Annotated in this window: 25 protein-coding genes; 16 read left to right on the top strand and 9 right to left on the bottom strand. The window is 66.4% G+C overall.

Going from position 1 to position 25,257, the window contains the following annotated elements; all coding sequences use genetic code 11:
• Positions 1 to 3: 3 nt before the first annotated feature.
• Positions 4 to 1,029: a CDP-6-deoxy-delta-3,4-glucoseen reductase gene (locus tag F790_RS0103705; protein WP_019022557.1), complete on the bottom strand. Its 1,026-nt coding sequence runs from the start codon at positions 1,027 to 1,029 to the stop codon at positions 4 to 6.
• 170 nt (positions 1,030 to 1,199) lie between these two features.
• On the opposite strand from F790_RS0103705, the gene F790_RS0103700 reads away from it, so the two are divergent.
• On the top strand, positions 1,200 to 1,766 hold the full coding sequence (locus F790_RS0103700) for a hypothetical protein (RefSeq protein ID WP_019590866.1): 567 nt from the start codon (positions 1,200 to 1,202) through the stop codon (positions 1,764 to 1,766).
• A 75-nt stretch (positions 1,767 to 1,841) separates the two neighbouring features.
• Here the strand turns inward: F790_RS0103700 and ubiD are convergent, their stop codons facing one another.
• The 8 genes from ubiD to dnaA all read right to left on the bottom strand — a co-directional run bounded on the left by ubiD (position 1,842) and on the right by dnaA (position 13,136).
• The gene (ubiD, locus tag F790_RS0103695) at positions 1,842 to 3,305 is read right to left on the bottom strand and encodes a 4-hydroxy-3-polyprenylbenzoate decarboxylase (RefSeq protein WP_019588919.1); all 1,464 of its coding nucleotides are present in this window, start codon (positions 3,303 to 3,305) and stop codon (positions 1,842 to 1,844) included.
• Between the two features lie 41 nt (positions 3,306 to 3,346).
• Positions 3,347 to 4,117 (bottom strand): exodeoxyribonuclease III, encoded by a 771-nt coding sequence (xth, locus tag F790_RS0103690; RefSeq protein WP_019590865.1) that lies wholly within the window; start codon positions 4,115 to 4,117, stop codon positions 3,347 to 3,349.
• A complete protein-coding gene (locus F790_RS0103685; protein ID WP_019590864.1) occupies positions 4,114 to 6,168 on the bottom strand; it encodes a M3 family metallopeptidase in 2,055 nt (684 codons plus the stop codon). Before F790_RS0103685 ends, xth begins: the two co-directional genes overlap by 4 nt.
• Before the next feature lie 59 nt (positions 6,169 to 6,227).
• Positions 6,228 to 6,743 carry a hypothetical protein gene (locus tag F790_RS0103680; protein ID WP_018868885.1) on the bottom strand — a complete coding sequence of 172 codons (516 nt, stop codon included), beginning with the start codon at positions 6,741 to 6,743 and terminating at the stop codon, positions 6,228 to 6,230.
• A gap of 16 nt (positions 6,744 to 6,759) precedes the next feature.
• Positions 6,760 to 9,192 (bottom strand): DNA topoisomerase (ATP-hydrolyzing) subunit B, encoded by a 2,433-nt coding sequence (gene gyrB, locus F790_RS0103675; protein WP_019569335.1) that lies wholly within the window; start codon positions 9,190 to 9,192, stop codon positions 6,760 to 6,762.
• 116 nt (positions 9,193 to 9,308) lie between these two features.
• The gene (locus tag F790_RS0103670) at positions 9,309 to 10,388 is read right to left on the bottom strand and encodes a DNA replication/repair protein RecF (protein WP_019590863.1); all 1,080 of its coding nucleotides are present in this window, start codon (positions 10,386 to 10,388) and stop codon (positions 9,309 to 9,311) included.
• A 13-nt stretch (positions 10,389 to 10,401) separates the two neighbouring features.
• Complete coding sequence (dnaN, locus tag F790_RS0103665) at positions 10,402 to 11,505, bottom strand: DNA polymerase III subunit beta (RefSeq protein WP_019569333.1); 1,104 nt, start codon at positions 11,503 to 11,505, stop codon at positions 10,402 to 10,404.
• A 260-nt stretch (positions 11,506 to 11,765) separates the two neighbouring features.
• Positions 11,766 to 13,136, bottom strand: a complete 1,371-nt coding sequence (dnaA, locus tag F790_RS0103660; protein ID WP_018868889.1) for a chromosomal replication initiator protein DnaA — start codon at positions 13,134 to 13,136, stop codon at positions 11,766 to 11,768.
• A 150-nt stretch (positions 13,137 to 13,286) separates the two neighbouring features.
• On the opposite strand from dnaA, the gene rpmH reads away from it, so the two are divergent.
• The 15 genes from rpmH to F790_RS0103585 all read left to right on the top strand — a co-directional run bounded on the left by rpmH (position 13,287) and on the right by F790_RS0103585 (position 25,252).
• Positions 13,287 to 13,421: a 50S ribosomal protein L34 gene (gene rpmH, locus F790_RS0103655; protein ID WP_018868890.1), complete on the top strand. Its 135-nt coding sequence runs from the start codon at positions 13,287 to 13,289 to the stop codon at positions 13,419 to 13,421.
• Positions 13,422 to 13,439: 18 nt separating this feature from the next.
• Positions 13,440 to 13,796: a ribonuclease P protein component gene (gene rnpA, locus F790_RS0103650; protein WP_018868891.1), complete on the top strand. Its 357-nt coding sequence runs from the start codon at positions 13,440 to 13,442 to the stop codon at positions 13,794 to 13,796.
• A complete protein-coding gene (gene yidD, locus F790_RS0103645) occupies positions 13,793 to 14,050 on the top strand; it encodes a membrane protein insertion efficiency factor YidD (RefSeq protein WP_019590862.1) in 258 nt (85 codons plus the stop codon). Before rnpA ends, yidD begins: the two co-directional genes overlap by 4 nt.
• 8 nt (positions 14,051 to 14,058) lie before the next feature.
• Positions 14,059 to 15,762, top strand: a complete 1,704-nt coding sequence (gene yidC, locus F790_RS0103640; protein ID WP_019590861.1) for a membrane protein insertase YidC — start codon at positions 14,059 to 14,061, stop codon at positions 15,760 to 15,762.
• 6 nt (positions 15,763 to 15,768) lie between these two features.
• Positions 15,769 to 17,085: a tRNA uridine-5-carboxymethylaminomethyl(34) synthesis GTPase MnmE gene (mnmE, locus tag F790_RS0103635; protein ID WP_019590860.1), complete on the top strand. Its 1,317-nt coding sequence runs from the start codon at positions 15,769 to 15,771 to the stop codon at positions 17,083 to 17,085.
• Positions 17,086 to 17,164: 79 nt separating this feature from the next.
• Positions 17,165 to 18,325, top strand: coding sequence for a diguanylate cyclase (locus F790_RS0103630; RefSeq protein ID WP_018868895.1), 1,161 nt, complete (start codon positions 17,165 to 17,167; stop codon positions 18,323 to 18,325).
• Between the two features lie 75 nt (positions 18,326 to 18,400).
• The gene (gene mnmG / locus F790_RS0103625) at positions 18,401 to 20,275 is read left to right on the top strand and encodes a tRNA uridine-5-carboxymethylaminomethyl(34) synthesis enzyme MnmG (RefSeq protein WP_019590859.1); all 1,875 of its coding nucleotides are present in this window, start codon (positions 18,401 to 18,403) and stop codon (positions 20,273 to 20,275) included.
• On the top strand, positions 20,265 to 20,924 hold the full coding sequence (rsmG, locus tag F790_RS0103620; RefSeq protein ID WP_019590858.1) for a 16S rRNA (guanine(527)-N(7))-methyltransferase RsmG: 660 nt from the start codon (positions 20,265 to 20,267) through the stop codon (positions 20,922 to 20,924). The genes mnmG and rsmG overlap by 11 nt, the downstream gene beginning before the upstream one ends.
• The gene (locus tag F790_RS0103615; protein WP_019022543.1) at positions 20,921 to 21,676 is read left to right on the top strand and encodes a ParA family protein; all 756 of its coding nucleotides are present in this window, start codon (positions 20,921 to 20,923) and stop codon (positions 21,674 to 21,676) included. The genes rsmG and F790_RS0103615 overlap by 4 nt, the downstream gene beginning before the upstream one ends.
• A 26-nt stretch (positions 21,677 to 21,702) precedes the next feature.
• On the top strand, positions 21,703 to 22,554 hold the full coding sequence (locus tag F790_RS0103610) for a ParB/RepB/Spo0J family partition protein (protein ID WP_019022542.1): 852 nt from the start codon (positions 21,703 to 21,705) through the stop codon (positions 22,552 to 22,554).
• An 82-nt stretch (positions 22,555 to 22,636) separates the two neighbouring features.
• Positions 22,637 to 23,038, top strand: coding sequence for an ATP synthase subunit I (locus F790_RS0103605; RefSeq protein WP_019590857.1), 402 nt, complete (start codon positions 22,637 to 22,639; stop codon positions 23,036 to 23,038).
• A 16-nt stretch (positions 23,039 to 23,054) separates the two neighbouring features.
• Positions 23,055 to 23,897 carry a F0F1 ATP synthase subunit A gene (gene atpB, locus F790_RS0103600; protein WP_019590856.1) on the top strand — a complete coding sequence of 281 codons (843 nt, stop codon included), beginning with the start codon at positions 23,055 to 23,057 and terminating at the stop codon, positions 23,895 to 23,897.
• A gap of 48 nt (positions 23,898 to 23,945) precedes the next feature.
• On the top strand, positions 23,946 to 24,182 hold the full coding sequence (gene atpE, locus F790_RS0103595) for a F0F1 ATP synthase subunit C (protein WP_018868902.1): 237 nt from the start codon (positions 23,946 to 23,948) through the stop codon (positions 24,180 to 24,182).
• A gap of 53 nt (positions 24,183 to 24,235) precedes the next feature.
• On the top strand, positions 24,236 to 24,706 hold the full coding sequence (locus F790_RS0103590) for a F0F1 ATP synthase subunit B (RefSeq protein WP_019022540.1): 471 nt from the start codon (positions 24,236 to 24,238) through the stop codon (positions 24,704 to 24,706).
• Between the two features lie 9 nt (positions 24,707 to 24,715).
• Positions 24,716 to 25,252: a F0F1 ATP synthase subunit delta gene (locus tag F790_RS0103585; protein ID WP_019022539.1), complete on the top strand. Its 537-nt coding sequence runs from the start codon at positions 24,716 to 24,718 to the stop codon at positions 25,250 to 25,252.
• The last annotated feature ends 5 nt before the right edge of the window (positions 25,253 to 25,257 follow it).

The following is a 25,257-nucleotide window of genomic DNA, read 5'->3' as shown; positions in this document are numbered from 1 at the left end:
CGGTCAGGAGCCACCCGCGGGCTCGAAGCTGTCGTAGTACAGCTGCTCCGGGGGCAGGCCCGCTGCACGGAAGGCCTCGCGGGCCGCATGGACCATGGGTGGCGGCCCCGCCATGTAGACATCGAAGCCGGACAGATCCGGGTATTCGGCCAGCACCGCCTCGTGGGGCAGTCCCGCCCGCGCGGCGAAGCCCGCCGCCTCGTCCTGCGGATGATCGGACAGCACCGGGGTAAAACGGAAGTGATCCGGTTCCGCCGCCGCCATCGCCTGCAGCCACTCGGGCGCATAGATACCCACCGCCTCCCGCGCGCCCCAGAACAGGTGGTGCCGCCGGTCCAGCCCCTCGTTCGCCAGGTGGTCCAGCATCCCCTTCAGCGGACCGAAGCCGGTCCCCCCGCCCACGAACAGGCGCGGGCGCGGGGATTCCTCGTCCACGAAGAACTGCCCCAGCGGGCCCTCGATACGCAGCAGGGCCTTGGGCTGCATCTCTTCGAATACATGGGCCGAGAAGCGCCCGCCCTCGACGTATTTCACGTGCAGGATCAGCTGTTCGTCGTCATGCGGAGCGTTGGCCAGGGAATAGCTGCGGCGTTCGCCCCCTTTCAGCAGGACGTCGAGGTACTGCCCGGCCAGGAACTGAAGGCGTTCCCGTGCGGGCAGCTGGATCCGGAGTTCCATCACGTCATCGGCCAGCCGGTTGAGGGCTGCCACGCGGCACGGCAGTGTCTTGACCTCGATGTCACGGGCCGCGCCGATCTCGCGCACCTCGATCTCCAGATCGTCCACCGGGACCGCCTGGCAGAACAACGCCAGGCCGTCGGCCAGCTCGGCCTCGGTAATGCCCGGTGGCAGTTTCGGTCCGTGATCCACCTCGCCCGAGAGCACCCGACCCTTGCAGGAGCCGCAGGCGCCGTTGCGGCAACCGTAGGGGAACGCGAATCCCTGGCGCAGACCGGCCTCGAGGACGGTTTCATCGTCCTCGACTTCGAACTGGTGGCCGCTGGGCTGGATGGTGACGTCAAAGGCCATGGGGCGTTCTCCATGCGGAAAAGGCGTTCATTGTGGGCAGAGAACCGGGGAACGCAAGCAACCGCAAGGAATCCGCAAGGACCTCCCGGACCCCCCGTTTTGGAGGGTGCATGACGGGTGGGTTCTGGGGCAGACTTTGCGAGACCACAATGGGCAAAGGGGAGAAAGCCATGCAAAAGAAGCAATACCTGAGCGTGCTGGCCGCAACGGGCCTGCTGGCACTGAGTGGCTGTGCCGCGAACGAGACCCGGGATTCGGGCGGGGAGGCGCAGGCGGCGCAGGCGGTCAGTGATCCGGCCGTCACCATCGTGATGCCCGAGCGCTTCACCTACAGCGATGATGCGGTGGTGACGCAGGCCATCCGCAATGAATGCGAGCTGGAAGAACGCTTTCCGGAGTTCGTGCAGGAGTTCGGTGCACGGCATGACATTCGCTTCGAGGCGCGCGGTGACGCGAGCCCGGCGGACGGCGGCCAGGTCCTGATGGTGGAGATCACCCAGGCGCGCAACGACGGGAATGCCTGGTCCGGACACCGTGCCTTCAGCGAAGCCGAAGGGACCCTGTACGAGGACGGTGAAGCGGTCGCGGACTTCACTTCTCGTCGCATCTCCGGTGGCGGCGCCTTCGGCGGATTCAAGGGTACCTGTTCGGTGATGGGACGCACGATCCGCGCGATGGGCTCGGATATCGCCGCATGGTCGCGGGTGCCGGAAGACGGCGCGCATCTGGGTAACTGAGCCCCGGACCCACGGAGCGGGCCCGGATGTCCCCGGGCTCGCCCCCTCCTGCAGTCCGGTAACCGGGTCGCGGGTTCAGAGCCCCAGTTCGTCCCAGATGGCGTCCACCCGTTCCTTCACGGCCGGATCCATGCTGATGGGTCGGCCCCATTCGCGGTCGGTCTCGCCGGGCCATTTGGATGTCGCATCCATCCCCATCTTGGATCCCAGACCGGATACCGGCGAGGCAAAATCCAGATAATCGATAGGTGTATTCTCGACCAGCGTGGTATCGCGCACCGGATCCATGCGGGTGGTGATCGCCCAGATCACGTCCTTCCAGTCGCGGGTGTTCACGTCTTCGTCGACCACGATGACGAACTTGGTGTACATGAACTGCCGCAGGAAACTCCAGACCCCCATCATCACGCGCTTGGCGTGGCCGGGGTACTGCTTGCGCATGGAGACCACCGCGAGGCGGTAGGAACAGCCTTCGGGGGGAAGGTAGAAGTCCACGATCTCCGGAAACTGCTTCTGCAGGATCGGGACAAAGACCTCGTTGAGCGCGACCCCGAGGATGGCCGGCTCGTCGGGCGGGCGGCCGGTGTAGGTCGAGTGATAGATCGGCCGTTCGCGGTGGGTAATCCGGTCGATGGTGAAGACCGGGAATTCGTCGACCTCGTTGTAGTATCCGGTGTGATCGCCGAAGGGGCCTTCCGGCGCGGTATCGCCCGGATGGATATGGCCCTCGAGGACGAATTCTGCGGAAGCCGGGACCTGCAGGTCGGAACCGATGCAGGTGGCCAGTTCGGTCCGGCGCCCGCGCAGCAGGCCGGCGAAGGCATACTCCGACAGGGTATCCGGTACCGGGGTGACCGCCCCCAGGATCGTCGCCGGATCCGCACCCAGGGTCACGGCCACCGGGAACGGCTCGCCCGGGTGAGCCCGGCACCATTCCTGGTAATCCAGAGCGCCACCCCGGTGTGACAGCCAGCGCATGATCACGCGATTGCGTCCGATCACCTGCTGGCGATAGATGCCCAGGTTCTGTCGGGTCTTCTCCGGGCCGCGGGTCACGACCAGGCCCCAGGTGATCAGGGGCCCGGCATCGCCCGGCCAGCAGGTCTGCACCGGCAGTCGGTTCAGGTCGACGTCATCACCCTCGAGCACGTGTCGCTGGCAGTCCGGACTGCGCACCTTCTTCGGCGCCATGTCGAGGACCTTGCGGAACACCGGGAGCTGCTCCCAGGCCGCCTTCAGACCCTTGGGCGGATCGGGCTGCTTGAGAAAGGCGAGCAGGCGGCCGACCTCGCGCAATGCCTCCACCGAATCCTCGCCCATGCCCAGGGCCACGCGTTCCGGCGTGCCGAACAGATTGGCCAGCACCGGGATGTCGGAACCGGTCGGGTTCTCGAACAGCAGGGCGGGGCCGCCGGCACGCAGCACGCGGTCGCTGATCTCGGTCATCTCCAGGTCGGGGCTGACCTCGCGCTGGATGCGGCGGAGCTCTCCCCGCTGTTCCAGGCCGTCGATGAAATCGCGCAGATCCTTGTACTGCATGGGTCCTCCCCGTGATGGGTGGTGGTACCGCGGGCGGCGGGTCAGTCGTCGTTAAATTCCGCCCACACCGGCGCGTGGTCGGAGGGGCGTTCCCAGGCGCGGGGCTCACGATCGATACCGGCCCCCGCCAGCCGCCTGCCGAGCTCCGCCGACGCGAGGATCAGATCGATCCGCAACCCGCGATTGCGGCGGTAGGACGCGGCACGGTAGTCGAACCAGGAGAATTCACCTTCGGGCTGATCAAACGCGCGGAACGTATCCTCCAGCCCCAGGGCCTGCAGGGACTGCAACGCTTCGCGTTCGGGTGCCGAACACAGGACCTTGCCCTCCCAGACCTCCGGGTCGTGGACGTCGCGGTCGTCCGGCGCGATATTGAAATCGCCGAGCACCACGAGCCGGTCGTGGTGCCGGGCCTCTTCTTCCAGCCAGCTGCGGACCCGCGACAGCCAGTCGAGCTTGTAGGCGTATTTTTCCGAATCCACGGCCTCGCCATTGACCACGTACAGGTTCACCACGCGCACGCCGGCGATGGTCGCGGCGAGGATGCGGCGCTGGGCGTCCTCGAGCCCGGGCGGATCGGTCACCACGTCGGTGGCCTCGGTGCGCGACAGGATGGCGACGCCGTTATAGGTCTTCTGGCCGGAATGGACCACCTGATAGCCGGCCTCGTGGATGGCGGCCACGGGGAAGGCTTCGTCGGTCAGTTTGGTCTCCTGCAGGGCGAGGATGTCGGTGTGCGACGTCCCCAGCCATGACAGGACCTGGGGCAGACGCACCTTCAGGGAATTGACGTTCCAGCTGGCGATCTTCACGCGGCCTTCTCCTCCAGTCCACTGTGGCGCAGCAGCGCATCGATCTGCGGGTCGCGGCCGCGGAACGCGCGGAAGGAATCCGCGGCAGGACGGGAGGCCCCGGCCTCGAGGATCTCGTGCAGGTAATCGGCGCCGGCTTCGCGCGAGAACAGGCCCTCCTCCTCGAACCGGGCGAAGGCGTCCGCCGAGAGCACCTCGGCCCACTTGTAGGAGTAGTAACCCGCGGCGTAGCCCCCCGCGAAGATATGCGCGAAACCGTGCTGAAAACGGTTATAGGACGGCGGAGTGAAGACCGCGACCTCCTGGCGCACCGCATCCAGCAGATCCTGGATCTCGGCGGGGTCCGTCGGGGCCGGACGGTCGTGCAGGCGCATGTCGAACAGGGAGAACTCCACCTGGCGCAACAGCTGCAGGGCAGCATGAAAATGACGCGTCCCCTGCAGGCGTTCGTACAGGTCCTCGGGCATCGGCTCGCCGGTCTCGTGATGCCGGGCGAAGAGGTCCAGCGGTTCTCGCTCCCAGCACCAGTTTTCCATGAACTGGCTGGGCAGCTCGACCGCATCCCATTCCACCCCGTTGATGCCGGCGATCTCGGGCTCGTCGACCCGGGTCAGCATGTGGTGCAGACCGTGGCCGAATTCGTGGAAAAGCGTGATCACCTCGTCGTGGGTGAACAGCGCGGGCTGGTCATCCACCGGCGGCGTGGAATTGCAGGTCATGTAGGCCACGGGCAGTTGCAACCCGTCGGCCCGCGCATAGCGCTGGCGGCAGACATCCAACCAGGCGCCTCCGCGCTTGTTGCGGCGAGCGTAGAGGTCCAGGTAGAAGCCGGCCCGCTCATCGCCCTCGGGGCCGAAGATGCGGTAGAAGGTCACGTCGTCGTGCCAGGTCTCGATCTCCGGATCGGCCTCGAAGCGGACCCCGAACAGGCGTTCGACCAGACGGAACAGACCGTCCACGGCCCGGGTGGCGGGGAAATACGGTTTCAGCATCTCCTGCGACAGTCCGAGCCGGCGCTCGCGCATCTTCTCCGCGGCCCAGGCCACATCCCAGGACTCGAGTTGCTCGAGGCCGAGTTCCTCGCGGGCAAAGCGCTCCAGCTCGGCACGGTCGCGTTCGGCCTGCGGACGGGCGCGGCGGGCGAGATCGGCGAGAAACTGCTCCACCTGCTCCGGGGTCTCGGCCATCTTGGTCGCCAGCGAACGATGGGCGTAACGGGGAAAACCGGTGAGTTCGGCCTTTTCCTGGCGCAGCTGCAGGATTTCGACCATGTTGGCGGAGTTGTCGTAGGCAACGTCGTGCGGGCCGGTCTCCGAGGCTCGGGTGACGAAGGCGTGATACACGCGTTCGCGCAGCGCGCGATCGTCGGCGTGAGTGAGGACGGCGTGCACGCTGGGGAAGTCGAGGGTGGCGGCCCAGGGTGCGTCCAGTTCGTGGTCACGGGCGTTCCGGGCCAGCAGGGCGCGGTCGGAATCGGACAGGCCGGCGAGTTCGCCCTCCTCGTGTAGCGGATGGGCCCAGGCCTGAGTGGCGTCCAGCACATTCTCTTCGAAGCTGGCGGTCAGCTCGGAGAGCCGCCCGTCGATTGCTCGCAGACGGTCGCGCGCCTCCGCGGGCAGATCGACACCGCTCAGATGAAAGTCACGCAGGGCATCGTCGATGACCTTGCGCCGCTGCGGCGAAAGGCGCGGGTATTCATCTCCATCGGCCAGCGCGCGGAAGGCCTGGTACAGGCCCTGGTGCTGCGACAGCCAGGAACCGTAATCCGACAACCTGGGCAGGCAGGCATTGTAGGCCTCGCGCAGGGCCGGCGAATTCATCACCGAATTCAGATGGCTGACCGGTGACCACGCGGTCTCCAGGCGGTTTTCCAGGTCCTGGAGAGGAGCGACCAGGTTGTCCCAGGTGGGGCGATCACCGGCGCGGGCGACGAGTTCATCGATCTCGCGGCGATTGTCGGCGAGCAACTGATCAATGGCCGGGATCACATGATCCGGCTCGATGGACCGGAACGCGGGCAGGGAATCCACGTTCAGCAACGGATTGGACACGACGGCTCCCGGGGTCGATGTTTGGGAACGGGATTATGCCACTGTCAGGGAAACACTGATCAATGTGCACGCTCGCGCTGGTGGGAGGGCTCCAGGGGGGCGTAGGAACCACGGGCGGTCAGGCGCGCGACCAGTACGCCCGGAGGGGTTCGGCACAGCGAGCGATAGGCGCCAAGGGCCGCATTGTAGCGGCGAATGGCATCCGTGATCGCTGCATCCAGGGCCTCGATACGCCGGACGCCGGAGTGATCGCGGTTGGATTCGCCGAATTCCTCGACGAGCAGGTCCCAGTTCTTCCGCAGGTCTCGCTCGGCCGTCGCAAGTTGCGGAGGATCGCCGTGGCGGCGGGCGGATTCCTGTGCCGCCAGGACGGTGTCCAGGCCGGCGCGCCGGGCCGGCGGGACCGCGAGTTCGGTCAGAGCCTGCGGTAAAAGCGCATTACGCTGGCACACCAGGACATCGAACTGCTCCCAGGCGCGGGTTACCTGACGGTGACAGTGGGCGAGACGGGCCGCCGTCCGCCCCAGCCAGACGAGGCCGATCGTACCGACAAGGGTCAGCAGCAGGGCGAGCACGGGCGACGCGCGCGGCTCAGATGTCGACGTTTTCGGCGCTCAGCGCGCGGGTCTCGATGAAGTCGCGGCGCGGCTCGACCTGGTCGCCCATCAGGGTGGTGAAGATCTCGTCCGCGCGAATCGCATCCTCCACGCGGACCTGCAGGAGGCGCCGGGATTCGGGGTCCATGGTCGTCTCCCACAGCTGCTCGGCGTTCATTTCCCCGAGGCCCTTGTACCGCTGGACGGACAGCCCACGCCGGCCTTCGGCCAGCAGCCATTCCATGGCTTCGGAGAAACGGACGATTTCGTGGCGTCGCTCGCCGCGCTGGATGTAGGCCCCTTCGTCCAGCAGGCTCTGCAGGCGTTCGGAGAGATCGAGGATGGCCTGGAAATCGCGCGAGGCCAGGGTGTCGTCGGTGAGGTGCTGCGACAGCCGCGCGCCGTGCTCGAGACGATGGAGTGCGAGCCGGTCATGACCGTCGGGGTCGCGATCGGCCTCCAGTTCGTAGCGCGTGGCACCCGCCTTGTCACTCGACAGTCCGTCGAGAATCGCCTGGAACCACTGCTGAACCGCAGGTTCGGTCACCGAACGCGGGCGCGGCATGGGTGGCGCTTCGAGCATGCCCCACAGGACGCGAGGATCATACAGACGTCCCAGACGCCCGACCGCCGCGGCGGCCGCCTGGTAGGCGCGGATCAGGTCCTCGAACGCCTCGCCGGTGATCGCGGGGGCCTCGGCGGCGGGATGCAGCGCTGCCCCGTCCAGGGCCAGGGAGTGGATGATCTGCTGCATCTCCTGTTCGTCGCGGATGTACTGCTCGCGCTTGCCGCGCTTGATCTTGTACAGCGGCGGCTGGGCGATGTAGACGTGGCCGCGCTCGATCAGCTCCGGCATCTGACGGAAGAAGAAGGTCAGCAGCAGGGTGCGGATATGTGAGCCGTCGACATCCGCGTCGGTCATGATGATGATGCGGTGATAGCGCAGCTTGTCGGGGTCGTATTCGTCCTTGCCGATGCCGCAGCCCAGGGCGGTGATCAGCGTACCCACCTCGGCGGAACCGAGCATGCGGTCGAAACGCGCGCGCTCCACGTTGAGGATCTTGCCCTTGAGCGGAAGGATCGCCTGGAAATGGCGGTCGCGGCCCTGCTTGGCCGATCCGCCGGCCGAGTCCCCCTCCACCAGGTAGAGTTCCGAGCGGGACGGGTCCTTTTCCTGGCAGTCGGCGAGCTTGCCGGGCAGGCCGGCAACGTCCAGGGCACCCTTGCGACGGGTGACTTCACGTGCCTTGCGCGCGGCCTCGCGGGCGCGGGCGGCATCCAGCACCTTGTCGGTGATCGCCTTGGCCTCGGGCGGATTTTCCAGCAGGAAGGCGCCCAGCGCATCGGAGAGCACCGAATCGACGATCGGCTTCACCTCGGAGGAGACCAGCTTGTCCTTGGTCTGCGACGAGAATTTGGGGTCGGGAACCTTCACCGACAGGACCGCGGTCAGACCCTCCCGCATGTCATCGCCGGCCGTGGCGACCTTCGCCTTTTTGGTCAGACCCTCACGCTCGAGATACTGGTTGATCGTGCGGGTGAGCGCGGCGCGAAAACCGGCCATGTGGCTGCCACCGTCGCGCTGCGGAATGTTGTTGGTGTAGCAGAAGATATTCTCCTGATACGAATCATTCCACTGCAGGGCGATCTCTACTGCGTAATCATCCCGCATCTGGTCGGCGTAGATGACCGTGGGATGCAGGGCGGTCTTTTTCTGGTTCAGGTGTTCGACGAAGGCACGGATACCGCCTTCGAACACGAAGGTCTCTTCGCGGTTGTCACGCAGGTCTCGGAGCGTGATGCGCACCCCCGAGTTGAGGAACGAAAGCTCGCGCAGGCGTTTGGCGAGGATCTCGTAATGGAACTCGATGTCGGAGAAGATCTCGCTGCTGGGTCGGAACCAGATGCGGGTGCCGTGCCGTTCGGTCGCCCCCGCCACGGTCAGATCGGTCTCCGGTACGCCGAGGTGGTAGATCTGTTCGTGCCGCTGGCCGTCGCGATGGATCTCCAGGCGAAGTTCTTCCGACAGGGCGTTGACCACCGACACGCCGACCCCGTGGAGGCCACCCGAGACCTTGTAGGAATTGTTGTCGAACTTGCCGCCGGCGTGGAGGACGGTAAGGATGACTTCGGCCGCCGACTTGCCTTCTTCCTCGTGGACATCCGTGGGGATGCCGCGGCCGTTGTCGGCAACGCTGACGGCGTTGTCCTCGTGGATCACGACCTCGATGCTGTCACAGTGTCCGGCCAGGGCCTCGTCGATGGAGTTGTCCACCACCTCGAACACCATGTGGTGCAGACCGGTGCCGTCATCGGTATCGCCGATGTACATCCCTGGACGCTTGCGCACCGCGTCCAGGCCCTTGAGGACACGGATCTGGCTGGAATCATAGGCGGCGGGATCGGCGGGGATTTCGTGGTCGGCCATGGATGCGCTTCCGGCAGGTGACAATCCCGTCATTGTACCGCAAAGCCGGCCGATTCTGGCGGTCGGCGCGTCGGCGGCTGAAAAGGAGGAGGAGGAGGAATGTTCCACGTGGAACATCACTCGGGCGGAGCAGCCACCCGCCCGTGTTCCACGTGAAACATCCGGGGCTCCCGAACCCGGTCCCCGACCGCGCCGTGATCCACTGCGGTCAGCAGGACCTGCCAGCCCAGCATATCCAGCCCGCCGAGCAGCCCGGCCGTCACCCCTCGATCCAGTTCCGACAGAACGTCGTCCAGCAACAGCAGCGGCGAGCGCCCCGTACGCGCCTCCAGCATCAGACCCTGGCCCACCACCAGTGCCGTCACCAGCCGTTTCTGTTCCCCGCGCGATCCCTCCGTCGCGTCCCTTCCGGCCAGTTTGAGCACCAGGTCGGCCCTCTGCGGCCCGACCTGTGCAAACCCCCGTTCCGCATCCGTGCTCCGACTGCGGTCGACCGCTTCCGCCAGCGAACGTCGCTGTTCCCATCCCGGCCGCAGCCGCAGATCCAGTCCTTCCAGGTCCCCCTCGAATCCCAGCTTCCCCGCGGCTTCCAGCGTCCGTGCCCGCCACTCCCCGACATAATCTTCGCGCGCCCGGGTCACGCGTTCACCCGCCGCCACCAGCGGCCCCTCGAATTCGCGCGCCGCGCGACCCTGTCCCTGACGCAACGCCGCGTTGCGTTGCTCGTGGGCCCGCCGCCAGCGCTGCCATGCCTCGCGATACCCGGCAATTCCGTGAAAACACCCCCAGTCCAGCAGGCGTCGCCGTTCTTCCGGTCCTTCGCGCACCAGGTCGAAGCTGCCCGCGTGCAGCACCCGCGAGGGCAGCCATTCCGCCACGCGCGCATGCCCCCGCAGCCACTCCCCGTCCAGACGCGAGCGTCGGCTTCCCTGCCATTCCACACCGAGCCGGTGGCGCGTCCCGCTCACCGGATCCCGCACCGTGCCTCCCACGCCGAGGTAGTGTTCCCCCTCGCGGACCACCCGGCGCAGTTGCTGCGTACGAAACGAACGACCGACCGACAACAGGTGACAGGCCTCCAGCACCGATGTCTTGCCGGCTCCGTTGGCCCCGGTGAACACGTTGAATCCGCCACTCAGCTGCAGCCGGGTTGCCTCCAGGTTGCGTACGCCCTGGATACGCAGTTCTTCCAGCACTCCGGGTCCGCAGCTACAGACGCATGGGCATGACCACGTAGCGCGCGCCGCCGGGCGGTTCCGCCTGGATCAGGATCGAGGAGTTCCCGTCCCGAAGGCCGATCCGCACTGAATCCGTTTCGATCACGTTGAGCACGTCCTGCAGGTACCCGAGGTTGAAGCCGATCTCCATTTCCGGCCCGTCGTAGGATGCTTCCACCGACTCCTGTGCTTCCTCGCGATCGGCGTTATGGGTCATCACCTGGCAGCCCGCCGGTCCCAGGACCATCCGCACCCCCCGGTACTTGTCACTCGCGACGATGGAGACCCGCGCCAGCGCCCTTTTGAGCACTTCCCGTTCAACCACCAGGGTCGCCGGGAGATCCGCAGGGATGACCCGTTCGTAGTCCGGGAAGCGCCCCTCGATCACCTTGGAACGCAACACCGCCGTTCCCAGCTCGAACACGATCTGGTCCTCGGCGAACCCGATGCGCACCGCCTGGTCTTCGTCGTTGAGGTTGCGCTTCAGCTCGGCCACCGCCTTGCGCGGCACGATCCGCTCGATGCGATTCTCCACCGGCTGGTCGAGTTCGATCTCCGCCAGGGCGAGGCGATGGCCATCGGTGGCAACCGCCCGCAGGGTGTGTCCGGTGGCCACGAGCAGCAGCCCCTGGAGGTAGTAACGCACATCCTGCTGCGCCATGGAGAACATGGTCGCCTCCAGCAACCGCCGCAGGCGGTTCTGTGGTACATCCACCGCGGCCAGGATTCCGCCGGCTTCCCAGTCGGGGAAATCCGCCCCGGGCAGGGTGGCGAGCGAAAACCGAGAACCGCCAAAACCGACACTCATGCGTTCGGCATCCAGGCTCGCCCGGATCTCGCTCTCGCCGGGTGCGGCCTTCACCACATCCAGCAGCTTGCGCACCGAGACCGTGGTGTCGCATTCCGCCGGGATGTTCCCGGATGCATGGGCACTCCAGGCCAGTTCCAGGTCCGTGGTCTCCAGCCGCATGCCCCCGGACTCGTCCGGCCGCACGCGGACATTCCCGAGGATCGGCATGGTCAGCCGTTTCTCGGCCGCACCCACGATCCGCTGCAGGGCCTCGGTCATCGCTTCCCGGTTGAATGAGAGTTCCATGGCGTGTCCTGTTGTAAGAGCTTTCTAAATGAATACTTGTAGTAATAACTGACGCGTCAGCCTGTGGGAAAAAGAATATTTCCCTTTGTAAAACAATTACTTATTACTAATTATCCGTCCCGTGAGCCCTTGGGGGTAACTGTGCGCGACCTGTGGACAGATTCCGCCTGCGCATTCGCCCACGGTTTATGCACCGTCACCCGGACAGCTTGTCCACCGTCTTGTCCACAGCCCGCGGCGCTCGTTCATCGACCCGGCTGTCAGCTGCTCAGTGTCCGCAGAAGATTGGAATAGTCCTCGTCCAGGCTCGCGTCCGATTCGCGCAGTTCCGCGATCTTGCGGCAGGCGTGCATGACCGTGGTGTGATCGCGCCCGCCAAAGGCCTGACCGATCTCCGGCAGGCTGTGCTGGGTCAGTTCCTTGGCCAGAGCCATCGCGACCTGACGCGGCCGCGCGATGGAGCGGCTGCGCCGCGTCGACAGCAGATCCGCGACCTTGATGCGGTAGTAATCGGCTACGGTCTTCTGGATGTTTTCCAGCGTAATCAGCTTGTTCTGCACCGCCAGCAGGTCGCGCAGTGCCTCCTTGGCGAAGTCCACCGTAATCGGCTTGCCGGTAAAGTGGGCGTTCGCCAGGACCCGGCGCAGCGAACCTTCCAGTTCGCGGATGTTCGAACGGATCCGCTTGCCCATGAAGAAGGCCACCTCGCTGGGCAGTTCGATCCCTGCCTGTTCCGCCTTGCGCTGCAGGATGGCGACACGGGTTTCCAGTTCCGGCGGTTCGATCGCGATGGTCAGTCCCCAGCCGAACCGGGACTTCAGGCGCTCCTCCAGCCCCTCGACTTCCTTGGGGTAACGGTCGGAGGTCAGGATGATCTGCTGCTGGCCTTCCAGGAGCGCGTTGAAGGTATGGAAGAACTCCTCCTGCGAGCGTTCCTTGCCGGCAAAGAACTGGATATCGTCGATCAGCAGCGCATCGGCACTGCGGTAGTGCTGCTTGAAGTCATCGATCGCGTTGTGCTGCAGCGCCTTGATCATGTCTGCAACGAAGCGCTCGGAATGCAGATAGATGATCCGTCCCTCCGGCTGGCGCGCCAGGATGCTGTTGCCGATCGCATGCATCAGATGGGTCTTGCCCAGGCCGACACCCCCGTAAATGAACAGCGGGTTGTAGCCGACCCCGGGATTTTCCGCGACCTGCAGACTGGCGGCCTTGGCCAGCTGGTTGGACTTCCCCTCGACGAAGGTCTCGAAGGTGAACGCCGGATTCAGGTTGCTGACCGGTCCGGATGCGCGAGGCGGCGTGCCGGTCCCTTCGGCCGGCCGCGTCCCGCTGGCGCCCGCCCCGTCGCCTGCCGCTGCCGGCGTCGGTTCCTCGCCGCCGATCCCGAGACGGACGGCCGGCGTGTCACCCCCGGAACCGGCGGGGGCGATCTCCACCACCGCCTCTTCGATCGTCCCGAGGAGATGGTCGCGCACATGCTCGAACACGAACTGGTTCGGGGCCAGAAGGCGCAGGGTGTCGCCACTTTCATCCGCATGCAGGGGGCGCAGCCAGGTATTGAGCTGCTGTTCGGAGACCTTGTCCTGCAGGCGGTCCAGGCAGGCCCTCCAAAGGCTGTCGGAAGCCACGCGATATTCTCCGATGAGGGATACGAAACAGGCGTGCAGTCTACGCCCGCCGCGCCCGGTCACGCCAGCCGCATCCCCCGGGGACGATTGACTTGTGGCGCTACACGGGGTAGGTTCACCGGCCTTTCATCCAGTCATTCCGGAATCATCATGAAGCGCACCTTCCAGCCCAGCCGTCTCGTCCGCGCGCGAACCCACGGATTCCGTGCCCGCATGGCCACCCGTGGCGGTCGCAAGGTCATCAATGCCCGCCGGGCCAAGGGCCGCAAGCGCCTGACGCCGTAACGCCCGGCCTCGGCCCGAGTGCCCGCGCAGTCCTCGCCGGCCGGCTTTCCGCGCGCCGCGCGCCTGCTGACCGGCGGTGACTACCGCTACGTCTTTCAGGACGCACGGCGGGTGCGCGGGCGCCACCTGACCCTGCTTTACCGCCCGCGGAGCGAGGACGGCCCCGCGCGGCTGGGCCTGGCGATCGGCAAGCGCCATGTCCGACGCGCGGTACGGCGCAACCGGATCAAGCGAATCGCCCGCGAGGCCTTTCGCCAGCGACGTACCGACCTGCCGCCGGTGGATATCATCATCCTTGCGCGCGGCGGGGCGGGTGACGTGGAAGCCGAAGCCCTGCGGCGCGAGATCGACCATTTGCTGGACCGCATCCGATGAGCCGTCTGCTGCGCAAGATCGCCCTGTTGCCCGTGCGGGCCTACCAGTACGGCATCTCGCCGTTCATGGGGCCGCATTGCCGCCATTTCCCGACGTGTTCCGCCTACACGGTGGAAGCCGTGGAGACCCACGGCGTGCTGCGCGGATTCTGGCTGGGCCTGCGCCGCATCCTGCGCTGTCATCCCTGGTCACCGGGCGGCTATGATCCGGTCCCGCCGCGGGATCCCGACTCCCAATCTCCTTCCCGGAAGTAATCGCGCCCATGGATAACATCCGTCCCCTGCTGTGGCTGACCCTGGCCTTCATCCTGTTCCTGATGTGGATGGCCTGGAACGATGACTACGGCACTCGACCGGCCACCGAGACCGCGGCCGAACGCGAGCTGGAAGAAGATCCGGATGCGCGGCCGGAGGATGTTCCGGATACCCCGGAGGCGGCGGCCGAGCCCGAGGCCGACCCGGCCACGGATGCCCCGGAACCCATCGCGGCCCCGGAGCGGCGTCAGATCCAGGTGGTGACCGACAAGCATGACCTGCTGATCGATACCCGCGGTGGCACGATCCTGCGGGCCGATCTGCTGCAGTTCCCGCAGGATCTGCGCGACGACCCCCTGGTGCCGGTGCGCCTGATGGATCACCGCATTCGCGGTTATGTCGCACAGAGCGGCCTGACCCACGACCGCGTCGAGGGTGTCGCCCCCGAAGGACGCGCGCCCTCGCATCACGCCGACTTCGAGGTCGATCAGGATCGTTTCGAGCTGGGCGAAGGCCAGGATCAGCTGCGCGTGCCGCTGCGCTGGACCTCGGAAGACGGCGAGATCGAAGTCGTGAAGACCTACGTCTTCAACCGCGGCACCCACCTGATCGAGGTGGAATACGAGGTTCACAATCACAGTGCCGATCCCTGGATCGGGCGCCAGTATCGCCAGCTGCGTCATGGCGAGACCCCCGACCGTGAATCCTGGTGGCTGTACACCTTCACCGGGGCGGCCTGGTACGACGGCAGCTACGAGCGCGAGCGTTTCGAGTCGCTGGCAGACGATCCGGTCGAGGATCGTATCGAGGGTGGCTGGGTCTCGATGATCGAGCACTATTTCGTGTCGGCGTGGATCCCGGGCGCCGAGGAACTCAACGCCCTGTACGCCCGCTCCGTGCCCGGCGAGGTGGGCGAGGAATACCTGATCGGCCTGCATTCGGCCGAGCCACTGCGCGTTGGTCCCGGTGAGACCGGGGATTTCCACACCCGGCTGTGGGTGGGGCCCAAGACCCAGGCCGAACTGGCCGAGATCGCGGACGGCCTGCAACTGACGGTCGATTACGGGGTGTTCACCTTCCTCTCCAGTCCGCTGTTCTGGCTGCTGGACAAGATCCACGCAGTGGTGGGCAACTGGGGCTGGTCGATCGTGATCCTGACGATCCTGATCAAGCTGGCGTTCTTCAAGCTCTCGGCGACCAGCTACCGCTCCATGGCGCGCATGCGCAAGGTCGCGCCCAAGCTGCAGGAGCTGAAGGAACGCTACAAGGACGACAAGCAGCGCATGAACCAGGCGCTGATGGACCTGTACAAGAAGGAGAAGATCAACCCGCTGGGCGGCTGTTTGCCGATACTCGTCCAGATCCCGGTGTTCATCGCCCTGTACTGGGTGCTGCTGGAGAGTGTCGAACTGCGCCAGGCCCCGTGGTGGCTGTGGATCCAGGATCTGTCGTCGCGCGATCCGTTCTTCATCCTGCCGATCCTGATGGGCGTGTCCATGTTCGTGCAGTACAAGCTGAACCCGCCGCCGATGGATCCGGTACAGCAGAAGGTCTTCATGGCGCTGCCGTTCGTGTTCACCGTGTTCTTCGCCTTCTTCCCGGCGGGCCTGGTGCTGTACTGGTTCACCAACAACCTGTTCTCCATCGCGCAGCAGTGGTACATCACGCGCAAGATCGAGACCGGCGCGGACCCCGACAAGCAGAAGGAGTGACCCTACGTGGACGGTGACACCATCGTCGCGGTCGCGACCCCTCCGGGGTCCGGCGGCATCGGGGTGGTGCGCCTTTCCGGTCCCGAGTCCGCGGTAATGGCGCGGCGGATCGCCGGGCTTGATCCACGGCCGCGGCACGCCCATTACGTGCGGCTGCAGGACCCCGCCGATGGCGCGCTGATCGACGACGGTCTGGTGCTGTTCTTCCCGGGCCCGCGTTCCTACACCGGCGAGGACGTGGTCGAATTCCAGGGCCACGGGAGCCCCGTACTCCTGGAGCGGCTGGTCGCGGCCTGCGTGGCCCTGGGCGCGCGTCGTGCGCGCCCCGGCGAATACACCGAACGCGCATTCCTCAATGGCCGCATGGATCTGGCCCAGGCGGAGGCCGTCGCCGATCTCATCCACGCCCAGACCGAGCGCGCGGCGCGGCGCGCACGTTCCAGTCTGGACGGCGCCCTGGCCGCCGAGCTGCAGCCGGTCTCGCGCCGCATCCGCGACCTGCGGGTCCACATGGAGGCGGAACTGGACTTTGGCGAGACCGATCTCGAGTCGGATGTGGCCGGGATGCTGGCGCCGGCGGCGGCCGAACTCGCCGCGCAGATCCGCGAGCTGATCGAACGCCTGCGGCCCGGCCGCTACCTGGACCGCGGTCTGCGACTGGCGCTGCTCGGGCCGCCCAACGCCGGCAAGTCCAGTCTGATGAACCGCCTTGCAGAGGATGAGGTCGCGATTGTCACCGATCGGCCCGGGACCACGCGCGACGTGCTGCGGGCACCGGTCGCGATCCACGGCATTCCGGTCGAGGTGGTGGATACCGCCGGCCTGCACGGGAGCGAGGATCCGGTGGAGCAGATCGGCATGGAACGGGCCCGCGAGGCCGGACGGACGGCGGATCTGGTCCTCGAGCTGCGTGACCTGACCGATCCCGACGCCCGGATACCGCAGGAGCTGCCGGCCGATCTGCCCCGCCTGGTCGTGTGGAACAAGACCGATCTTGCCGATGATCGGGAGGGTTGTGTTTCCGCCGACGCACTCGCGATCTCCGCGCGCACCGGCGAGGGACTGGATGCGCTGCGCGACGCGATTGCCGCGCGCCTGGGCCTGGCCCCCGAGACGGATGGCGGATTCAGCGTGCGTGCGCGTCACCTGGACGGCCTGGCGGCGGCGGCCGGCGCCTTGGAACGCATCGACCCGGCACTGCCCGGCGATCTCGCCGCGGAAGAACTGCGCAGCGCCGAACAGGCCCTGGACGCCCTGCTCGGGCGCCAGGACCACGAGGCCCTGCTGGGCGAGATCTTCGCCGGATTCTGTATCGGCAAATAATCCGAGTGCCGTCCTGCGACTTTTGCATTCGCCGTGATCCCGCCGCAGGCTTGCCGAATCCCGAGCGAAGGAATGCGGCATGGCGACCGAACCGGAAGTCCCGACCGAGGAATCCTCCCCTGCCTCCCTGCGTGAACGCCTGATCCGGATGAATCTTCCCGATCTGGTCCACGGCGGCGGTCACGCGCCCGACTTCCGCGAAACCCGGGCGGACTACATCCGCCGACGGATCCGGCCGCTCGCGCTGTTGCTGGCCATCGGTCTGCCCCTGTGGCTGCCGCTTGAATTCTTCCTGCTGGATACCCCGGACGCCCTGCTCACGATGATCCTGCGGCTCACCGGTGCCGGCGCCGGACTGGTGCTGTGGTGGAGTTGCCGCCAGGATACCGGCTACCGAGGGACGCTGTGGCGCCTCGCCCTGCTGCTGGCGATTCCGATGACGCTCTATGCCATGGCGCGGTTCATCATCAATTCCGACCTCGGGTCGGCGCTCGCCTCGGGTTACGCTTTCTTTCCCGCACTCACGGTCGCGGCCCTGGCCATCTTCCCGCTGACCCTGCGCGAAGGTGCGTTCGGTTCGGTCGCCATCCTCGCCGTCTACATGGCCATCGAGGCGGCCATGGGGAATCTGGGTCGCTGGGACACCCTGGGTAATCTCTGGCTGCTGGTGCTGGTGGCCGGGGTAGCCGTATGGGCCGCTCTCAGTCAGCTGCACATGCTGCTGCGGCTCTACCGTCAGGCCACTCGTGATCCGTTGACCGGCCTGTTCAACCGCGGGGCCCTTGCGCGCCGGGTCCGGCGTCAGCTGGAAGTCGGCGGCGGGGCGGATGCCGGCCTGTGTGTGCTGCTGTTCGATCTCGACTGGTTCAAGCGGATCAACGACACCCATGGCCATCGTGCCGGTGACCGGGTGCTGGAACATTTCGCTGCCCTGCTGCAGGACGAGTTGCGCGATGGTGGCACCCCCGGCCGCTGGGGCGGTGAGGAATTCCTCGCGGTCCTCCCGCATGGCGACCTCGAGCACGCGCGAGCGCTGGCGGAACGGATCCGTGAGCGTCTGGGGGCGGAACCGGTCGATCTGTTTCCGGCGGATTCGCTGACCGTCACCGCCTCGGTAGGCGTGGCGTGTCGCCACGGCGGCGAATCGCTGGACGCGCTGGTGCAGCGTGCCGATGACGCACTGTACGCCGCCAAGACCGCCGGCCGCGACTGTGTGCGCAGCGCCCCCGTGCCGACCTGATCGATGCGCGCGCTCCTGCTACACTGATCGCTTGCAACGCAGTGGCCCGACCCCCGGGCCGGGAAGTTCTGGAGCATGGCGGAATCCTTCGATGTCATCGTAGTGGGCGGCGGGCATGCCGGTACCGAGGCAGCCCTGGCGGCCGCGCGTACCGGTGCGCAAACCCTGCTGTTGACCCACAACCTCGAGACCGTCGGGCAGATGAGCTGCAACCCGGCGATCGGCGGCATTGGCAAGGGGCATCTGGTCCGGGAGATCGACGCGCTGGGCGGGGTCATGGCGCGGGCCGCGGATGCCGCGGGTATCCATTTCCGCGTGCTGAACCGGCGCAAGGGGCCGGCGGTGCGCGCGACCCGCGCGCAGTCGGATCGCCAGCTCTATCGCCTGGCCGTGCGCCGCGCCGTCGACCAGTGCCCCAACCTGCGGGTCTTTCAGCAGGGCGTGGCCGATGTCGTGCTCGACGGTGACCGCGCTGCGGCGGTCGTGACCGACGGCGGGATCCGCTTCGAGGCCCGCTCGGTGGTGCTGACCGTGGGCACCTTCCTCAACGGCCGGATGCATACCGGCGAGCAGAACCAGGCCGGTGGCCGCGCCGGCGACCCGCCGAGCGAACGCCTGGCGGCGCGCCTGCGCGAGATGGCGTTCGATGTCGGCCGGCTGAAGACCGGTACCCCGCCACGCATCGACGGCCGCAGCGTCGACTTTTCCGTGCTGGAACGTCAGCCCGGCGACGATCCGCGACCGGTCTTCTCGTTCATCGGTTCGCGCGACGAGCATCCGCCGCAGCGTGCCTGTCACATCGCCCGGACCACCGAGCATACCCACGCGATCATCCGCGACAACCTCGAGCGCTCGCCGATGTATTCCGGGGCCATCGACAGCACCGGCCCGCGCTACTGTCCGTCGATCGAGGACAAGGTCGTGCGCTTCGCGGACAAGGACAGTCACCAGATCTTTGTGGAACCCGAAGGCCTGGATACCCACGAGCTGTATCCCAACGGCATCTCCACCAGCCTCCCCTGGGAGGTACAGGTCGACGTGGTGCGCAGCATCCCCGGTTTCGCGCACGCACACATCACCCGTCCGGGGTATGCGATCGAATACGATTTCTTCGACCCGCGCGGTCTGACCCCGGCGCTGGCGACCCGCGAAGTCGACAACCTGTTCCTCGCCGGCCAGATCAACGGTACGACCGGCTACGAGGAAGCGGCTGCCCAGGGGCTGGTGGCCGGTCTCAACGCCGCCCGTCACGTCGCCGGGCACGACCCGTGGGTCCCGCAGCGTTCCGAGGCCTACATCGGGGTGCTGATCGACGATCTGGTCACCCGCGGTACCCGCGAGCCCTACCGGATGTTCACCTCGCGCGCCGAACATCGCCTGCTGCTGCGCGAGGACAACGCCGACCTGCGCCTCACGCCGGCGGGCCGCGAAATGGGCCTGGTCGATGATGAACGCTGGACCGTGTTCGGTCGCCGTGCCGAACAGGTCGAGGCCGAACGCGCGCGCCTGGGTGCGACCCGACTGTCGCGCGAACAGCGCCGCAACGAGGCCCTGGTCGCCTACCTCGGCCAGACACCCGATCCCGAAGCGACCCTGGAAGACCTCCTGCGCCGCCCGAACGTGGATTATCCCGGCCTGATGGCCTGCCTGCCCGAGCTGGCTGCGACCCTGCCCGCCGACGTCTGCGAGCAGGTCGAGATCCAGACGAAATATGCCGGCTACATCGAACGTCAGCAGACCGAGGTCCGCCGCCAGGCGCTCGCGGAAAACACGCCGCTGCCGGAAAACCTGGACTACGACCGCGTCCATGGGCTGTCCGCCGAACTGCGGCAGAAGCTCGCCGAGTTTCGTCCCCACACCCTGGCCCAGGCGGGGCGCATTCCCGGCGTGACCCCGGCCGCGCTGTCCGCCCTGGCCGTGCATCTGAAGCAGCGGGCCAGTGGCGAATGAGGACACCTGGCGTGCGGAGCTAGCGCGCCACGCCCCTGCCGCGGGCCTGACGGAACCCGCGATCGACGCGCTGGTGACCTGGCTGAGTCAGCTCGAACGCTGGAACCGGGTGCACAACCTGAGCGCGGTGCGCGACCCGCAGCAGATGGTGTCGCGGCATGTCTTCGACAGTCTCAGCCTGCGCCCGTGGCTGCAGGGGGAGCGTATCCTGGATGTGGGAACCGGCGCCGGACTGCCGGGGCTGATCCTGGCCCTGGCCGACGCGTACGCCCCCGACGGCGAGGCGGCCGCGAATCGGCGGTACTGTCTGCTGGACAGTGCCGCCAAGCGCGTTCGCTTCCTGCGTCACGTTATCGGCCTGCTGCGGACGGAAAACGTCGAGGCCCGGCATCTGCGGATCGAGCAGTTCGCGCCGCAGGCCCCGTTCGATACCCTGGTCTCGCGCGCCTTCAAGGCCCCCGCCGAGACCCTGCAGCGCGCCGGCCATCTGGTCGCCCCGCAGGGGCGGGTACTGGCGATGCTGGGCCCCGCCGACCGTGCCCGCGAAGCGTTGCCGGCACCGTGGTCGTATCAAGCGGTCGAGCCGGTTACCATTCCCGGCGAGCACGCCCCCCGTCACATCGCCATCATCGAGAGAACTGCGCCGTGACCGAGACCCTTGCGATCACCAACCAGAAGGGCGGCGTCGGCAAGACGACCACCTGCGTCAACCTGGCCGCATCGCTCGCCCGTCTGGGTCGTTCGGTGCTGGTGGTCGACATGGACCCGCAGGGCAACGCGACCACGGGATCCGGCGAAGACAAGCATGCCGACGTACGCACCACCTGCGACGTCCTGCTGGGTGATGCGCCCCTGGATGATGTCGTGCAACGCGTCGAGGCCGGCTTCGATCTGCTGCCGGCCAACGGTGACCTGACCGTGGCCGAGGTGCGCCTGATGGAGGAAGAGGGCCGCGAATATCGCCTGCAACAGGCCCTGGCGGATGCCCGTGGCCGCTGGGACTACGTGCTGGTCGACTGCCCCCCGTCGCTCAATCTGCTGACGGTCAACGGTCTGGTCGCCGCCGATGGCGTCGTCATCCCCATGCAGTGCGAGTACTACGCCCTCGAGGGCCTAACCGCGCTGATGCGCACCATCGAGAGCATCCAGCGCGGGCCCAATCCCCGCCTGCGCATCGCCGGACTGCTGCGCACCATGTTCGATGCCCGCAACCGTCTCGCCGGCGACGTCTCCGAGCAGCTGACCGGGTATTTCGGCGACCGGGTCTACAATACCGTGATCCCGCGCAACATCCGCCTGGCCGAAGCCCCCAGCTTCGGTCAGCCTGCTCTGTTGTATGATGCATCATCGCGCGGCGCGGTCGCCTATCTCGCCCTGGCAGGCGAACTGCTGCGCCGCTGATTGCTCCTTTCGGCAGGATTCGAAACATGGCCAGAAGAAACAGTGGACGACTCGGACGTGGTATCGACGCGCTGCTCAGCGGGGCCTCCGAGGAGCCCGGTGAAGAGGATCGCCTGGAGTCCGTGCCGGTCGAACGCATCCGCCGCGGCCGTTACCAGCCGCGGGGCCGGATATCCGAAGAAGCGCTGGCCGAACTGACCGAATCCATCCGCTCGCAGGGCATCGTCCAGCCGGTGGTCCTGCGGCCGGTGGACGAAGGCTACGAGCTGATCGCCGGCGAGCGACGCTGGCGCGCCGCCCAGCAGGCAGGCCTCGAAACGGTCCCCGCAGTGATCCGCGAGATCCCCGACCAGGCGGCCGCCGCGATGGCCCTGATCGAGAACATCCAGCGGGAGAACCTCAACCCGCTGGAGGAAGCCAGTGCCATCCACCGGCTGATCGGCGAATTCGAACTGACCCACCAGGACGCGGCCACCGCCGTCGGCCGCTCGCGCACCGCGGTGACCAATCTCCTGCGGCTGCTGGAGCTCCACGATGCGGTCAAGGTTCACGTCGACGAGGGCCGCCTCGAGATGGGCCATGCCCGCTGCATCCTTGCCCTGCCGGTTGACGATCAGCCCGAAGTCGCCGAGCGCGTCGTCAAGCGCGGCCTCTCGGTACGCGCCACCGAACAGCTGGTTCGCCGCACCCTCGAGCAAAAGGATGCCGAGCCGGTCTCCACCGAGCCACCGCCCGAGATCCGGCAACTGGAGAGCCGCCTTGCCGACACCCTGGGTGCTCCCGTCCAGGTGCGTTACAACCGTCAGGGCAAGGGCCGGCTGGTGATCGAATACAACTCCCTCGACGAGCTCGACGGAATCCTGTCACATATTCAGTAACCCGGCCGGCCCCCGCGGGTCGCGTTGACCTCCCTTAAGGGCCCACTTATACTGCGCGCAATTTTCCGGAGAGGGGTGGGTTGTGCCCATCCACCAGATGACACCGCGAAGCTTCAGCCCTGCCGTTCAGTCGCTCGGTCTGCAGTTCGCAGTCACCCTTCTCCTGACGGTGCTCTTGCTGGTGCTGTCGTTACCGTCGGCCGCCATCTCGATGGCGCTCGGCGGCGGGATTGCCGCCCTCGGAAACGCCGTGATGGTATTTGCGGTCTTCGGGGCGTATCGTGCGTCGGCTGCCCGGAACCTGGCCGGGCGCATGATGCTGGCTCAGGTATTCCGGCTGCTGCTCATCGCAGCCGCATTTGCGGCGGTGTTCGCGGGTCACGAGAACCCCGACCTGCCCGCCCTGTTCGGTGGCTTTCTCGCGGTGCATCTTCTGCCCGTGTGGTGGGTCCACCGGGCATCCGCCCAAGCAATGAAGAGATAGCGACATGGCTTCAGAAATGGACGACCATATCAATCACCATCTCACGAACCTGACCTTCGGGTATCACCCGGAGAACGGGCTCGGCTTCGCGATGAGCGCATCGGAGGCTTCCGAGATGGGTTTCTGGGCCATCCACGTTGATTCGATGATCTGGTCCATCGGCCTCGGCCTGCTGTTCATCCTCAGCTTCCGTTACGCGGCAAAGCGGGTCACCGCCGGTGTCCCCGGTGGCTGGCAGAACTTCGTCGAATGGATCATGGACTTCGTCGACACCAACGTGCGCGGTTCGTTCAAGCACAAGAACGACCTCATCGCGCCGCTGGCACTGACTATCTTTATCTGGATCTTCCTGCTCAACCTGATGGACCTGGTGCCGGTGGATCTGATCCCGCACCTCGCCTATCTGCTGGGCATCCCGTACTTCAAGATCGTGCCCACGACCGACATCAACGTGACGATCGGTCTGGCGCTGGGCGTGTTCATTCTCATCATCTATTACTCGCTGAAGATCAAGGGTCCGGTGGGTTTCGTCAAGGAGCTGACCGGTGCGCCGTTCCAGACCTCCATCACCCCGCTGAAGCCCCTGACCTGGGTGGCCAACTTCGTGCTGGAAGTCGTCGACCTCCTGGCCAAGCCGGCTTCTCTCGCCCTGCGACTGTTCGGCAACCTGTACGCCGCCGAGATGATCTTTATCCTCATCGGCCTGATGTACTCCGCCGGACTGATGTTCGGGCTCGCCGGGGGCGTGCTGCACGTCGGCTGGGCGATCTTCCACATCCTCGTGGTGCCGCTGCAGGCCTTCATCTTCATGGTGCTGACCATCGTCTATCTGGACATGGCTCACTCGGAAGACCACTGATAACCCTTAACTTCAACCGACCGTCTCAACTTCACTGGAGATATTACGATGGAAATGGCTAACGCTCTGGTTATTATCGCCGCCGCTCTGATGATGGGCATGGCCGCTATCGGCGCCGCGATTGGTGTCGCCACCCTCGGGGGTCGCTTCCTCGAAGGCGCTGCCCGTCAGCCGGAACTGATCCCGATGCTGCGCACCAACTTCTTCATCGTTGTGGGTCTGACCGACGCCGTGCCGATGATCTCGGTGGGTATCGGCCTGTACGTCCTGTTCGTTCTCGGCTAAGGGCTGATCGAGTCACGAGGATCCCTCACCACTCGTCAACCTGAGGTAGCAGGATGAATATCAATCTCACCATCATCGGGCAGCTGCTGGCCTTCAGCGTTTTCGTATGGTTCACCATGCGATTCGTCTGGCCGCCGCTGACCCAGGCCCTGGAGGCACGGCGCAAGAAGATCGCCGACGGCCTCGCGGCCGCCGAACGCGGCGAGAAGGAACAGGAGCTGGCCCAGGAGCGTGCGACCGAGGTCATCAAGGAGGCCAAGCAGCAGGCCAACGACATCGTCGCCTCCGCTCAGAAGCGTGCCAACGAGCTCGTCGAGGAAGCCCGCACCAACGCCCGCGAGGAAGGGGAGCGAATCAAGGAATCGGCGCAGGCCGAAGCCGAGCAGGAGCTCAACCGCGCGAAGGACGAACTGCGCAAGCAGGTCTCCGACCTGGCGGTGCAGGGTGCCGAGCAGATCCTGGCCAAGGAGATTGACGCCAAGGCCCACGGTGACCTTCTCAAGAAGCTCGCTGCCAAGCTGTAAGGAGAGGCTATGTCAGACCTGATTTCGGTAGCCCGACCCTACGCCCGCGCCGCTTTCGAGCGGGCACGCGAGGACCAGGACCTCGCCGGCTGGGCCGAGCAGCTGGAATTGCTGGCGGCGATCGCCGGCGATTCCCGGATGCACGATCTCCTCTCGAATCCCCGGGTGCCGCGGGACAAGCGTGCCCAGCTCGTGCTGGACATCGCCGAGGGCAAGCTCAACGACGGTGCGGCCAACCTGGTCCGCCTGCTGGGCGAGAACGGTCGCCTGCCGGCACTGCCGGCCGTGAGCGAGGCCTTCAACGCGCTGAAGGCCGAAGCCGAAAGCCGCGTGGAGGCCGAGGTCATTGCGTTCCGCAAACTCACCCAGGCGCAGGAGAAAGAGATCCACAAGGCGCTGTCCGAACGTCTCGGCCGCGAAGTGGATCTGACCTCCTCGGTCGACAGCTCCCTTCTTGGAGGGGCCATCATCCGCGCCGGCGACCTGGTCATCGACGGCTCCGTGCGAGGCCAGCTGGACCGCCTGGCTGCCAATTTGAGTCGCTAAGAGGA

It is taken from the genome of Thioalkalivibrio sp. ALE20 (genome assembly GCF_000381405.1).
Classification (GTDB): Bacteria; Pseudomonadota; Gammaproteobacteria; order Ectothiorhodospirales; family Ectothiorhodospiraceae; genus Thioalkalivibrio.
Note: the sequence above shows the minus strand (reverse complement) of the source record. Positions and strands in the feature narration are given on the sequence as shown.

Bases quoted from the DNA above. Each gene is read 5' to 3' on its own strand.
- F790_RS0103705 (WP_019022557.1), bottom strand. From the start codon at position 1,029: ATGGCCTTTGACGTCACCATCCAGCCCAGCGGCCACCAGTTCGAAGTC.
- F790_RS0103700 (WP_019590866.1), top strand. From the start codon at position 1,200: ATGCAAAAGAAGCAATACCTGAGCGTGCTGGCCGCAACGGGCCTGCTG.
- ubiD (WP_019588919.1), bottom strand. From the start codon at position 3,305: ATGCAGTACAAGGATCTGCGCGATTTCATCGACGGCCTGGAACAGCGG.
- gyrB (WP_019569335.1), bottom strand. From the start codon at position 9,192: ATGGCCGACCACGAAATCCCCGCCGATCCCGCCGCCTATGATTCCAGC.
- dnaN (WP_019569333.1), bottom strand. From the start codon at position 11,505: ATGGAACTCTCATTCAACCGGGAAGCGATGACCGAGGCCCTGCAGCGG.
- rpmH (WP_018868890.1), top strand. From the start codon at position 13,287: ATGAAGCGCACCTTCCAGCCCAGCCGTCTCGTCCGCGCGCGAACCCAC.
- yidD (WP_019590862.1), top strand. From the start codon at position 13,793: ATGAGCCGTCTGCTGCGCAAGATCGCCCTGTTGCCCGTGCGGGCCTAC.
- yidC (WP_019590861.1), top strand. From the start codon at position 14,059: ATGGATAACATCCGTCCCCTGCTGTGGCTGACCCTGGCCTTCATCCTG.
- F790_RS0103630 (WP_018868895.1), top strand. From the start codon at position 17,165: ATGGCGACCGAACCGGAAGTCCCGACCGAGGAATCCTCCCCTGCCTCC.
- mnmG (WP_019590859.1), top strand. From the start codon at position 18,401: ATGGCGGAATCCTTCGATGTCATCGTAGTGGGCGGCGGGCATGCCGGT.
- F790_RS0103610 (WP_019022542.1), top strand. From the start codon at position 21,703: ATGGCCAGAAGAAACAGTGGACGACTCGGACGTGGTATCGACGCGCTG.
- atpB (WP_019590856.1), top strand. From the start codon at position 23,055: ATGGACGACCATATCAATCACCATCTCACGAACCTGACCTTCGGGTAT.
- atpE (WP_018868902.1), top strand. From the start codon at position 23,946: ATGGAAATGGCTAACGCTCTGGTTATTATCGCCGCCGCTCTGATGATG.
- F790_RS0103590 (WP_019022540.1), top strand. From the start codon at position 24,236: ATGAATATCAATCTCACCATCATCGGGCAGCTGCTGGCCTTCAGCGTT.
- F790_RS0103585 (WP_019022539.1), top strand. From the start codon at position 24,716: ATGTCAGACCTGATTTCGGTAGCCCGACCCTACGCCCGCGCCGCTTTC.